The following is a 13,551-nucleotide window of genomic DNA, read 5'->3' on the forward strand; positions in this document are numbered from 1 at the left end:
AATTTCGCCGGATTTCATCCTAAAGAGGAGGAGAAATTGAAATTCAGGCCGGTTTTGCCGTTGATCCTGGTCATCCCTGTTCTCATCTTGATCGGATGCGGTGGGGATGTCGGAAGGGGATACTGGCAGATAATCCGTCGGGCGGATTGGGAGACGCATTTCGAGTCGGTCTTCTTCGTGGACGATAAAACCGGATGGGCTGTTGGACCGGCGTTAGCGGGCAATTCCGAAAGCGTTATCGCCCATACCACTGATGGCGGCAGAACATGGGTTCAGCAGAGAAGTGGAACCTTAAATCCGCTCCACAGGCTCTTCTTCGTGGACGGGGAAACCGGATGGGCGGTCGGTGATTTCGGAACGATACTGCATACCTCCGACGGCGGCGAGACATGGTCAAAACAACAGGCTCACACCCAGAATAACCTCTATGACATCTTCTTCGTCTCACATGATATCGGATGGGCGGTAGGGGATTGGGGAACGCTTCTTAAGACGGAAGACGGCGGTAAGAGCTGGAAGCGGATCGGAGAGGGGATCAAGAGGGAATCCCTGCGAGGGGTTTTCTTCTGGGACGAGAAGCTGGGATGGGCTGTCGGCTGGCAGGGGGTGATCCTTCATACCGCTGACGGCGGTAAGACATGGTCGAGGCAGAAAAGCGGCGTGGAGTACGAGCTAAGGCGAGTGTTGTTCGTCACCTCGAATGAGGGATGGGTCATAGGAAACTACAGGACGATCCTTCACACCACCGATGGCGGAAAAACATGGTTGTATCCGACTAAGGGGACAAATGAGAAACACGTCAAGGTGTACGGCCACGTCCGCAAACCGGGTGAGGAGCTGCTCCATACCTTCATGCTTTATGACCTGAGCTTTACCGATCGAGAGCACGGGTGGATCGCCGGTGATATGGGGACGATCCTGCATACCGATGACGGCGGAAAAACGTGGAAACATCAGGCAGGCGGGCCGATTCAAACCCCTGGAGGAAACGTGGTGCTCCAGGGAATCCGCTTCGTCAATCCGCTCGAAGGATGGGCGGTGGGGGAGTTCGGAACCATAATGCATACATCCGACGGCGGGAAGAGCTGGGAGTTTCAGTCGAGACAGGCCTATCTGCTCTCAGGGGTCTGCTTCATAAACGGGAAGATCGGCTGGGCCGTGGGCGATAGGGGTGAGGTGCTCTTCACGGATGACGGCGGAAGGACCTGGTATCCTCAGGATAGCTCCACGGGCGAATGCTTCGGGGATGTGTATTTCGTCGACGAGAAGAACGGCTGGGGCGTGGCGGAATGGGGAACCATCGTCCATACCACCGACGGCGGGAAAACGTGGAAGCTGCAGAAAAGCGGAACCAAGCAGGCACTTTTAGGCGTCTATTTCGTCGATAGGAGCTTCGGCTGGGTAGTCGGAAACGCCGGTGAGATCCTCCACACGGAGAACGGAGGTGAAACGTGGATGAAGCAGAAGAGCGGCGTCGATAGGGATCTGATGGATGTATACTTCATCGACAGGAACTACGGCTGGGTTGTAGGCGATGGCGGTGTGATACTGCACACCGAGGATGGCGGTAAGACCTGGATCAGACAGGGGAATTTCGATGTGTGGTTTCTGGGCGTGCACTTTGTAAACAGAAAAGAGGGGTGGGTCGTTGGTGTCGGCGGAACCATTATCCATACCTCCGATGGGGGTAGGAACTGGGTTAAACAATACTCCGGGGTGAAAAACTCACTCAGCGATGTCTTCTTCCTGAACAGCCGCGTCGGATGGGTCGTGGGCGGAGAAGGCACGATACTTGCTACAAGAAACGGAGGGAGAAATTGGAGCAAGAGGTTCAGCGGCACGAGGTATAACCTCAACTCGATATACTTCACCGATCCCAAACACGGCTGGATAACGGGGGATAACGGGATAATCTTGAAATTCATGCCGAGATAGGGAGGGATGAAGGATGAACACCGCCAGGACGGCGTTTTTAATGATAGCGCTTACGCTTCTGTTGATGTTCATCGGAGGCATGCTGGGCGGCAGGGACGGGGCGATAATCGCCCTGATCTTCGCCGGAGGGATGAACTTCTTCTCCTATTGGCTCAGCGATAAGATCGTGCTTGCCATGTACAGGGCCAGGGAGGTAGGGCCGAGTCACAGGCTCTACAGGATAGTTGAGCGGCTGGCAGCCCGTTCCGGCATGCCGATGCCGCGCGTGTATGTCATTCCGACAGACTCCCCCAACGCATTTGCCACGGGGAGAAGCCCGAGACATGCCGCCGTGGCGGCGACAGAGGGCATACTTCACATGCTGGACGACGATGAGCTGGAGGCCGTTTTGGCACATGAGCTGTCGCATATAAGACACAGGGATATCCTGATAGCGACCATAGCCGCCACGCTCGCCGGTGCGATCATGATGCTCGCCCATTGGGCGAGATGGGCGGCCATCTTCGGAGGTTTCGGCGGCAGGGATGACGATGAGGGAGGTGGCGCAAACATCCTGGTTCTGCTCTTCATGGTGATCGTCGCGCCGATAGCGGCGATGTTGATCCAGTTGGCGATATCCAGGTCCCGCGAATATGCCGCCGATGAGGGAAGCGCAAAGCTGTCGGGTAAGCCGCTTGCTCTGGCAAGCGCCCTTGTGAAGATCGAACAAGGCGCCCGATACTATCCGCTTAAGGCAAATGAAGCGACGGCTCACATGTTCATCGTCAATCCGCTTAAAGGCGGGTTGTCAGGGCTGTTCAGAACCCATCCACCGACCGAGGAGCGAGTACGTCGTCTCAGAAGAATCGCCGCGCAGATGGGAATCGTTCGATGAAGATCAAAAGGATCAGGCTAAAAAACGTCAAAAGCTACCTCGACCAGACGATCTCATTCCATGAGGGCGTCAACTTTATCTCCGGTCCCAACGGCTCCGGGAAGAGCACCATCGTCGAAAGCATAGGTTACGCCCTCTTCGGATGTAAACCCGAATATAGGTTCAGCGATTTCATACGGCACGGCCAACGACGCGGCGAGATAGAGATATGGATCGAGGCCAACGATGAAAGGGAATACCGCGTGATACGACGGTTCACCTCCCGAAGCGGTCAAGCCTGGCTGATACTCGACGAGGAGACGGGGATGGAGCTGGAGAGCGGCGAGACGGACGTCAAGGACTGGCTGAGGGAAAACCTGGGGCTGTCGTCCGGCGTCGAGCCTGAAAGCCTTTTCAAAACGGTCATAGGCGTCAGACAGGGAACCTTCGTCGCCCCCTTCCTCGCCACACCCAAAGAGCGGGAGAGATACTTCAACTCCATACTCAACCTGGAAAGCTACAGAGAGGCCTTCGAAAGGACGAGGGAGGCGGAAAGCCTCATCAGATCCGAAATCGAGCTGCTTTCAGAGAGGATCAAGATCCTCTCCGAAAGATGCCAGGGATATGAGGGGATGAAAGAGGAACTGGAGGAGGTCAGATCTGAGCTCAGATCGGTCGAGGAGAGCGAGGGGCGCTTAAGCTCCCTCTTAGCTGAAAGGAAAAAACTGTTGGAGATACAGCAGGAGCTGCAGGAGGAGATAAAGTCCCGAGAGGAGGAGATGGCGAGGCTGGAGAAGAGAATCGAGAGGACGAAGGCTGAGAGGAAGGGGATAGAGGATAAGATCACAGAGGCCAAGAAGGCCGCCGAGGTGCTGAAGCTCACCGAACCGGAGCATAAACGATATCTCCAGATAGAATCGGAGCTTGAGAGGATCGAGGAACAACGGAAGGAGAGGGATTCGCTCCAAAAGGAGGCACAGAGGCTACAAAATACCGTATCGACCCTCAGGGCGAAGTCAAACGAGCTTGCGAGGTTCTACTCGGAGGAGAGCCAACGGCTTGAGGCGGAGATCGAGACGCTCTCTCAGGAGATCGAGGGAATCGAGTCGCAGATGGTAGAGGCCTCGCGGAAGTTGGAGGAGATCGATGAGCGGATAAAGCGGTTCGACGAGATAGAGGCGAAGCTGAATGAGCTCCGGGAAACTGAGAGGGAACTCGACCGCATATCACAGAGCGTCTCTCAGATGAGGGAGAGGATCGAGGAGCTGAAAGGGGAGAGGGAAAGCCTGAGGGAAAGGGTGAGCCGCTTTGACGAACTGAAGAATGAGGTAGCTCGGGGCGAGAGGATCGAGGAGGAGCTGAACCTGAAACGGTCGGAGCTAGCGGCGCTTCAGGAGAGATTGAAGGCCGCCCGCAAAAACGCTCGGCTGGCGAAGGGCGGCAGATGTCCCCTGCTCTCCATCCCCTGCCCGGCCATCGAGGGCGGCGATCTCAAGGCCTTCTTCCAAAACCAGATCGAATCCATCAAGGCGGATATATCAAAATGTAAGGCGGAGATGGAGCCGCTGGAGGCGGAGGTTCAAAGGCTAAAGACCCTACGCCAGGAGCTGATGAAACTCGAAGGGGATAGGGATAGATTGGGGAAGGTTGAGGATGAGCTGAAGGAGATCTCCGAAAGGCTGAATCGACGGATCTCCTCCATCCCGATATCCCACATCAACGGAGAGCTGGCCGATCTGAGGGATAAACTCGCCGCCGTAGGGATAAGAGCGGAGATCGAATACCCGCGGGCGCAGATCGAAAGGCCGGATGATCTGGCGGCACAAATGGACGGTATCATCCGATCGGTCGGCCGGGAGGTGGAAGACGCATTAAAGGAGATCAGGAAGGATCGGGAGAAGACGAGCAATCACCTTTCGGCGCTGAAGGCCGATAGGAACTCCAGGCTCAAAAGGCTGAGACAGGTCAGATCACAGCACGATAAACTGGAGAAGACACGGGCCGAGATCGAATCCCTAAATGAGGAGATACGAGCCAAGGAGCGGGATTATGAACGTCTCTCGGAGAAGCTGAGAGAGTTTGAAGGTCTGGAAGAGGAGATCTCCAGGCTCAGGGATGAGCGCGAGCGGGTGCGCGAGGGACATGAACGGTATATCCGTAACGAGCGGACGGCCCGTCAGATCGACGAGCTCAGAAGAGCATTGGCGAGCAAGGAGTTCGAGCTGGGCGAGCTCGAACAGGATCACGAGCTTCTCAACGTCAGGCTTGAAAGCCTCAGGTCGAAATTCGATCCTGATCTGCTCTCAAGGCTTCAAGACGAGGTGAACAAACTGAGCGGAGACCTGGCCGCCGTCAGGGAAAGGGTGAGGGGATTGAGGCGTGAGAGGGAGAGACTTGAGGGGCAGATCGAGGAGATGGAGGAGATAAAGAGACAGATCGAGGAGGCATCCCATCAAAGGGAGGGGAGCGAAAGGGCGCTCGAGCTGTTGAGCTTTCTCAGGAACAGGGTGCTTAACATGGCTGGCGACAGAATCGCCTCCAAATACAGGGAGAGCATCGCCCTGGAGGCTTCAAGACTTTACAGGGAGATCTCCGGTGAGCCGGTTACCCTCAGATGGGATGATAGCTTCGAGATAACCCTGGTCGACAGGACGGGGAGGGATGAGAGGGAGAGGAACTTCAAGCAGCTATCGGGCGGGGAACAGATGAGCGCCGCCCTGGCGATCAGATTGGCGCTTCTGAGCTTCCTCTCCGACGCCCGACTGGGCATATTCGATGAGCCGACGGTCAATCTCGATGAGGATAGGAGGTTGAACCTCGCAAGGGCGATACCCTCCGCCGTGAGGAATTTCTCCCAGCTCTTCATCATCAGCCACGATGACTCCTTCGACTCGATCACCGAGAACGTCATCAGGCTTGAAAAGGATGAAAGAGCTGGAAGCAGATTGGCCGGGTAATCCCTTACAAAACGCAAAGGAAGGAGAAGATCGAGATGAAAACCCATATCCTTATCCTAGTAGGTTTAATGCTCGCCCTTTCGAGCACGCTCTGGGCGCAATATCAGATCGGCGACGCCTGGCTCGTGGACCAGGGTGCCGGACAGATAATCAGGATAATGGCGAGCAATCAGATCGATCCACAGGCGATATCCGGCTTCAAACAGCCGGTGGTAGCAGCGGTCAACCCGAAGGACTGGAGCCTGTGGATCGCCGACTCGGCCGCACAGGTCATAATAAAGTTCGACGCCGACAAAAAGCAGGCCGCCATGATAGAGGGCGTCAAAACCCCGTCGAGCATATCGATCGATCTCAGGGATGGATCGATATGGGTTGGTATGGAAAGCAGCGTCGCCAAATATTCGGCCGGCGGCAAAAGGCTCTTCAGGATGGGCGGGGTTATCGAGGCATATGTCGCCGTTAACCCCAAGGACGGCACATGTTGGGTCACCGATTCCGGGAAAAGCGGGAATCCGCCCGGCAGGGTGCTGAAACTCGCCCCGGATGGAAGCCAGCTTCTGGTCGTGGACAAGGGATTCACCGAGCCCAAGGGCGTGGCGGTGAACCCAGCCGACGGAAGCGCTTGGGTGGTCGACAGCCAGGGCAATCAGGTGGTCAGGCTGGACGCCAACGGCAGGATCGTGGCGAAGGTGCAGGGCCTTAACTTCCCCTCATCCGTCAGCGTCAATCCCAGAGATGGAACCGCCTGGATAGCCGATACGCAAAACGGCCGTCTCATCAAGGTCGATCCCAGCGGCAAGATAATCCAGGAGATCTCTCAACAGATGTGCGGCAGCGTAGGGATCATGTTCCCCACATTCGTAACGGTCGATCCCAACGACGGCGGGATCTGGGTGATAGACCAGATCATCAGACAGGTGCTCAAGTTCGACGCCAACGGCACACCTAAGATACAGATACCGCGTCAGATACTCAAAAACCCATCCTTCGTCACAGTTTCCTATCTGGAGAAGAAATGATGGATCGGGTCAAAGGAGAAGGGAAGCAAGAGACAGGAGACAGGAGGGTATGTTTTTTGTTGCCCTTATTAATTCTTGTCTCCTATCTCCTGTCTCCCCTCTCCTTCGCAATAACGGACATAGCTATCGGCCCGGAGGACATCTCACTTTCAAACCCATCGCCCAGAGAGGGCGAGATCGTTCAGATCACGATCACAGTCCATAACGTCGGCGGCGAGCCGGTCTCTCAGGCTGAGGACATAGAGGTATGGCTCTATGAAGGCCCGCCGGAGGATGAGGATTCGCTCAGAATACAGACGCTCAACACCATAACCGGCCTGGGAGCGGGCAGGAGCAAGGTGATAAGGTCCAGATGGCGCGCCCGATACGGCGTCAAAAGGATCTACGCCAAGCTTGACCCCGAAAATCTCATACCCGAAACGGATGAGACGAACAACCAGGCCTTCCTGGAGATAGACGTCAAACCCTTCCACTTCCAACCCGTCTCCAAGGGACAGATCGATGAGGCGATCAGAAAAGGGGTCAGATGGATCAAGTCACAACAGGGGGAGTTCTTCAGGAGATGTCCTCTGGACGGTTCTGAAAATCCCATTGTGATGCCGATCTGTAAATATGACAGGATAACGCTTCTGGGGCTGCCGGTCGAAAGGAGGCCGAGCAGGGCGTGGGACCCCGTCTCCGGAGGCGTTGGCGCTACGGCCTTGGCCGTCATGACCCTGTTGGCGGCCGGGTTGGATGAGAACGATCCGGCCGTCAAAAGCGGACTGGATTATCTGATCAAATATGACTGGAGCAGGGTGAACGACGTCTACTCATATGCTATGCTCATACCAGCGCTGGTTGCCACCGGCGATAAAGGGAAATACCTGAGCATGGTCCAACACGCCGTCGACTTTTTGGCATCGAGACAGTTGCTCGCTGAGAAAGGATTTTCCGATAGGGATGATGGGGGATGGGGATACGGGGCGGTGGCTGACGGCGCTCATATGCAGTATGTGATATATGCCCTATATGCGGCCAAAGAATGGCCGGAGATAAAAATTCCAAAGCGCACGTGGCTCAGGGCGGTCAAATGGATTAAAACCACCCAGCATAACAACGGTGGGTGGAACTACAACCTGATCCAGAGCCCATTCGCCGAAGGGCCATATGGAAGCATGACCGCCACGGGACTTATGGCGCTGAAAGCCTCGGGCGTGCCCTTCACAGACGAGCACGTCCAGAAGGGGATAAAATGGCTCGAAAGACATTACACCGTCACAAGCAATCCAGGATCGTTTTCATGGCATTATTACTATCTGCTCTCGCTGATGAGGGCCATGGATATACCGCCCAAACAGGAGACCTTAGCCGGACATAACTGGTATGAGGAGGCGGCGAGCTTCATAGTGCAAAGTCAAAAGCCTGACGGCAGATGGGTCGACGTCGAAGCCCCGGGAATGGCAGGCCAGGAGTACTTCCCCACCACCTGTTTCGCCGTGCTCTTTCTGCTGAGATACCTGCCACAACCCGTCAAACCCGATTTCAGCGTCTCGTCCGAGGGCATCGAGATCAACCCGAAGGTGGCCCAGGAGGGGAAGCCGGTTAACATCAAGATCACCGTCTGCAAAGGGGGAAAACAGTTCGAGGGAAGGATTCCGGTCGGTATCTACGACGGCGATCCGAGCGTGAACGGGAAGCTGATAGAGCTGGTTCAGCTCACCCTGCCAAGGGAGATGTCGCTCGTCTCGACCAGCATAAACTGGAAGGCAGAGAGGCCCGGATATCACCGCATATTCGTCAGGCTCGATCCCAAGAACGAGTTCGATGAGCTCTTCGAGTGGAACAACATCGATTATCAGGAGATGGAGGTCAAGGGCACGGGTAGAGCTCAAAAGGTGAGTTCACAGATAAAGAGGATTTCCAAAGGGGTTTACAAGCTCGGGAGCCTGATCCTCGATACCAATCGAAATAGGATAGAGATCCCCGGCAGGGTGAATCAGATTGCCGGGGTGATAGAGTATCTGGCCTGCGGTCGATACGGGAAGCTTCATGAAAGCGTGCTTGTCCTGGACGCCGAACCGGTTCACCTTTACTTAGCCCTTCTGAGGTTGGGGCTTAAGCCCGGGGATGCCGTCAGAACGAGAGGCGACCCGCGGAGGCCAAAAGGAGATGAGGTCGAGATCACCGTGGAGTGGGAGGAGAACGGCGTAAAAAAATCGGCTCGCGCGGAGAAACTCGTCTATGACGTTACAACCGGCAAGCCCATGCAGGAGACAAATTGGGTCTTCACCGGATCGAGGGTGATGGGGGGGATTCTGAGGGCACAGGCGACGAAGAGCTTCATCGCCACCTACCGCGATCCGGACGCTCTGATAAACAACCCTCTGCCCGGCGGTGCCGACGACACGGTCTATAAGGTCAACTCCGCCCTTATCCCGCCCAAAGGAACACCGATCAAGATGATCATAAAACCGGCTCAAAAGTAGCATACGGATTTTCCTGTTAGATCGCCATAGGAAGTGATCCATGTGTCAGCGATAATTTTGAGCCTTTTACTCGCGGTCTCATTCACTAGAGGAGGTGATTCAGATGAGGATTAAATTCAAGATAGGACCTCTACTCATAGCTTTTTCCTTGTAATCTCTGTGACTTTCTTCGTCATATCCCTTTTAATCTACATAGGATATAACCCTCCTCCAGATGAAAAACAGGGAATGTCAGTTCAAGCTGAAGAACCCCTCCCGGCGACATCCAAAGAGGTTAAAGGATCTCTGAAAGTTCAGTCAAATCCGATTCCCCGTTCTGAAAGGGCTCAGGAGGGCGGGAGACAGGCGAGATCCAGTGAAAGAGCGAAGGTATCCGGCGATGAGGAATTGGCCAAGGCCATTGAAGAGGCCTTGAAAGAAAAGCTGGATGAACAGGGGACTATACCCTCTCCCAGGGATGAAGGGAAGGAATACGATTACTCTGAATATGATAAGTTGTTCTACGGGATTGAAATAACGATAGGCGGCAGGAAAATCATGTGGAATCTAGACATGATAGGTGTCCCGATAGATGTTTCAGATCAGGCGGACCTTAGAGAATTCCAGCCGACACCGGAGGAGAAGAGGAGAATGGATGAATTGGAAAAGAAGGGGTATGAGATACTTCAAAAATATGAGGTCGATAATATAGAGGATTTTAGAAAGTTGCCGAACGTTGATGAGGAAGATAGGATGCGGCTGGAGGAGATAGTGGCTGAGCTGGAGGCTATAAACGAACAAGCTCTGCGTCCCTCACCATCTGCCAGAGCCACTTACGGAACTACAGAGGTCAGCCATTATCTTAAGGATGGCACAGTGATAACCTGGTATAGGAGAAAAGACGGAGCTTTGATAAGGCAGGTGAGAAAACCCGACGGAACGGTGTTGAAGTTCGTCGCCGGATGGATTGATTGGAGCCAATATCCGGAGTGGATGAGGGAGGAGATAATAAAAAATGCAAGACCGGAATGATATCCCCGCGTATTGGGTCTATGACCAGAAGGGTTCTACCGAGGTAGAGAGGAAGATCTCCCAGTTCATCCTACTTAACTGCACGAAATGGGGCACTTTTAGGGTACAGGTGCACGATTTGGGGCACTTATCCCATCCGCAGGCCGCATTAAATCGGAGCTCATCACTGGCACGATTGTTGCGCTAACCTACCCTGATAATCGGTGGGGGATAATTCATCAGAGGGGAGGACTTCAAATACTCTTAGGAGGGTTCTAAGGATGGAGAGATCGGCGAAGATAATGATCGTCCTCGCAATCATCGCCCTTGCCTCTTTCATTGGCCTTCAGATCTGGACACACCACAAAACACAACAGATGAAGGCCAAATCGACAGCGGCAGCTCAGAAGCTGAGGGTGGAAAGGATAAAAAGGGTTGAGGGCGAGGGCACATCTTCAACCCCCGTCGGCAGGGGGATAAGGAAGGAGGCTAAGCATCAAGGTCTTGTCAGGACGGAGACATCAACATCCGATTTAACATATCCTCAAGGTGAGCGGCAATATAGCGAGGGTTCAAGCTCACAGACGGGAGAGACGTCTGCCGAGGAGGAGGTAGGGACGGATTGGAGGAAATACATTGATGAGAACGGGAACGTGACGGATTGGGAGAAGTTCAAGCTCGCCCGTATGCACTCACATGGATGGTATAAACCGGAAGATGTTCCCATAATCTATGAGAAACCTAAGGGGGATCCCGATGGGGTATATATCTGGGTGGAATATGTCGGGAAAGGGGGTAATAAGCCCATACCTGAGTATGTTAAGGAGAGAGGCAAAGAGCTAACGAAGGAGTTGAACAGGGCGGTCGAGATGAAGGATGCCAAGGAGATGTTCAGGATCACGAAAGAGCTGGATGAACTATACAGACCTTACAAAAGTTGGGTGAGGGTAAAAGCTCATTTCGGGCAGATTCCGGAGTCGTGGTTTCCGTATTTTGAAGATATCTACAAATCTATAAGAGATTCGGTAGTGCAGGAATGGAGAGCTGCACGGACAGCCCAATAATAACAGGGAAGCGAGGAGATATGAGAACGCTTGTGACGAAATGGGTGAGGAAAAGAGGATACCCATGACTAAAAAGCTATCTGTTCTCCTGATCATTACGCTCTTAAGCGTCATCGGGTTCGGCGTCGTGCGTTATGTGACAAGACGGGAGAACGATAGGACCGCTAAGGCTGTCCGGGTAGGATCCGATTATAAAGCCAACGCTCCCAAGGTAAATAGATCTGCCGTATTGTCCCACGCGAAGATGCCATCTGTCTCCTTTTCCGAACATGGGGAAACCCAGACGGTCTCCGAGGAGACACAGGTAGGTGAGGCTGAATCGATCTCACATCTACACCGTAGGGAAGGCGATGCGTCGCCGGAGGAATCCCAGAGAGAACTCCAGGAGGAGGGGAATTCCGCTCCACCTACATCCGGCGAGGAATCAGAGGGGGATTCCGGGCGGTTTGTGACGATCATGGCTGGTAATCACAAGCTTCGATTGGAGCGTGGGAAGAAATACCTGATCATAGGCTCCAGGTGGAATCCTAACCCTCACCCCTACACGCCGGAGGAATCTCAACGTCACGCTGAGTTGTGCCGCAAATTGATGGACCCTAACATTCCTGGGAGAGAGAAGGTTAGAATTTTGAAGGAGATAGAGGCTTTAGGGCCAGGTCTTGCCCTCGGAGCGGAATGGAGGGTCTATTACTGGTTCCCCCTGCCAGGACAGGCGGAACCTCCCGACTCCGAAGCCATAGTGATAGACCTTCGCGATCGCTGATGTCTCTTAGGAAGATGCTGATGAAATGGATGAGCCTACTATTCCTTATCGCTTTTATCATAACCCCCGCTTCAGCCCTGGAGTGGAAACAAATCATGGCCGATTACCGCATCGAGTGTATGGCCATGCATCCCACCAAACCGATCATTTTCGTCGGAACCATCAACTACGGGATATACAAGACAACGGACAGAGGCGAAACATGGAAGAGAACCGACAACGGCATCCATCAACTGGCGTGGATATACTCCATCGCCATAAACCCACATGATCCCGATCAGATGTTCGTCGGCACCGAGCTGAGGCTTTACAGGAGCATCGATGGCGGAGAGAGCTGGACACCTGTCAAAGAGATCGGGACGACCTCCATCTTCTCCGTTCATTTCGATGCGGTAAACCCCAGGATCATATATGCGGGTCCCTACAAGAGCACAGACGGAGGTAGAAGCTGGAAGGAGATGAACATACCCCCCAAGATAAAAATGAAAGGTCCGCTTCTCTTCGTAGATCCGAGGCGATCCGGTATCCTCTATGTCAGAAGGGTTATAGGGCTGGAACCTCCCGAGCTTTACAAGAGCACGGATGGAGGGGCAAGCTGGAAGAAGATAGGTAAGGGTATATTCCGCATCTCCATCGACCCATTTCACCCCGACATACTCTATGGGTCATCCTGGCAGGGGATATACAAGAGCACAAACGGAGGGGAGAGCTGGAAGTTGATGAAGAAAGGTATGGAATTGCCTCCCGGCGTAGGGACAGACGTGTTAGTGAATCCGATCAATCCGAACGTGATATATGGCATGGTGGGCAAATGTCTTGGAGGGTTAAACGCCACGACGGAGATCTACATCAGCGAAAACGGAGGGGAGGAATGGAGGCTCCTCGATGAATTTCCAGGAGACAAATCGATCAGATGTTATGGTATACATCCTTTAGATCCGGATTATCTTTATATCGGCACGGAGAAAGGGGCTTGGAGGTGTAAACTTCCTCCCGTGAAGCCCTATTCGGTCGATATCGAAGGCAAGCGATTGGTGACATGGGGGAGGATAAAGGGAAGGAGGTGAAGGTAAATGGTTTCAAGCCATATCAAGTTGATGGTCAGACGAAAGGTGGCGGGCTTTCTCCTTCTATTTGCGTTTGCTTTCCCCTTATGCGCTTCGTGGGAGAGGGTGCTATACAAGAACACCGATTGTATAGCCCTGAACCCCATGACACATACGATGTTCGTCGGCGTGTTTAACGAAGGGATGTACAAGACGGTGAATGAAGGGAAAAGCTGGCGGAACATCCGAGTCGGCCCAGGACCGGCTCCCACCGTGATTTCCATAGCGATAGATCCGAAGGATGAGAGGATAATCTATGCCGGAACGTTTAAAGGACTCTTCAAAAGCGATGACGGGGGATGGAGTTGGGTGAAGATATGGCCGTATCGAACTCCGCCGATCACCATAGCCGTTGATCCCAAGGACAGCAGGGTTATCTATGCCGACGTTTTCAAA

10 protein-coding genes are annotated in these 13,551 nt (G+C 53.8%); all 10 read left to right on the forward strand.

Annotation, left to right across the window (positions count from 1 at the left end):
• Positions 1-36: 36 nt before the first annotated feature.
• The gene (locus J7M22_10510; protein MCD6507040.1) at positions 37-1,935 is read left to right on the forward strand and encodes a hypothetical protein; all 1,899 of its coding nucleotides are present in this window, start codon (positions 37-39) and stop codon (positions 1,933-1,935) included.
• Between the two features lie 13 nt (positions 1,936-1,948).
• Entirely contained in the window at positions 1,949-2,809 is an 861-nt protein-coding gene (gene htpX / locus J7M22_10515) for a zinc metalloprotease HtpX (protein MCD6507041.1), read from the forward strand.
• Positions 2,806-5,745 (forward strand): AAA family ATPase, encoded by a 2,940-nt coding sequence (locus J7M22_10520; protein MCD6507042.1) that lies wholly within the window; start codon positions 2,806-2,808, stop codon positions 5,743-5,745. Before htpX ends, J7M22_10520 begins: the two co-directional genes overlap by 4 nt.
• 35 nt (positions 5,746-5,780) lie before the next feature.
• Positions 5,781-6,764, forward strand: coding sequence for an NHL repeat-containing protein (locus tag J7M22_10525; GenBank protein MCD6507043.1), 984 nt, complete (start codon positions 5,781-5,783; stop codon positions 6,762-6,764).
• Positions 6,765-6,823: 59 nt separating this feature from the next.
• Positions 6,824-9,232 (forward strand): hypothetical protein, encoded by a 2,409-nt coding sequence (locus tag J7M22_10530; GenBank protein MCD6507044.1) that lies wholly within the window; start codon positions 6,824-6,826, stop codon positions 9,230-9,232.
• Positions 9,233-9,619: 387 nt separating this feature from the next.
• The gene (locus J7M22_10535; protein MCD6507045.1) at positions 9,620-10,243 is read left to right on the forward strand and encodes a hypothetical protein; all 624 of its coding nucleotides are present in this window, start codon (positions 9,620-9,622) and stop codon (positions 10,241-10,243) included.
• A 260-nt stretch (positions 10,244-10,503) separates the two neighbouring features.
• A complete protein-coding gene (locus J7M22_10540; protein ID MCD6507046.1) occupies positions 10,504-11,286 on the forward strand; it encodes a hypothetical protein in 783 nt (260 codons plus the stop codon).
• A 64-nt stretch (positions 11,287-11,350) separates the two neighbouring features.
• Complete coding sequence (locus J7M22_10545; GenBank protein ID MCD6507047.1) at positions 11,351-12,049, forward strand: hypothetical protein; 699 nt, start codon at positions 11,351-11,353, stop codon at positions 12,047-12,049.
• 29 nt (positions 12,050-12,078) lie between these two features.
• A complete protein-coding gene (locus tag J7M22_10550) occupies positions 12,079-13,116 on the forward strand; it encodes a hypothetical protein (protein MCD6507048.1) in 1,038 nt (345 codons plus the stop codon).
• 6 nt (positions 13,117-13,122) lie between these two features.
• Positions 13,123-13,551, forward strand: a 429-nt coding sequence (locus J7M22_10555) for a hypothetical protein (GenBank protein ID MCD6507049.1), incomplete at its 3' end; no start/stop codon positions are given.

This window comes from Candidatus Poribacteria bacterium (assembly GCA_021162805.1).
Taxonomy (GTDB): Bacteria; Poribacteria; WGA-4E; order B28-G17; family B28-G17; genus JAGGXZ01.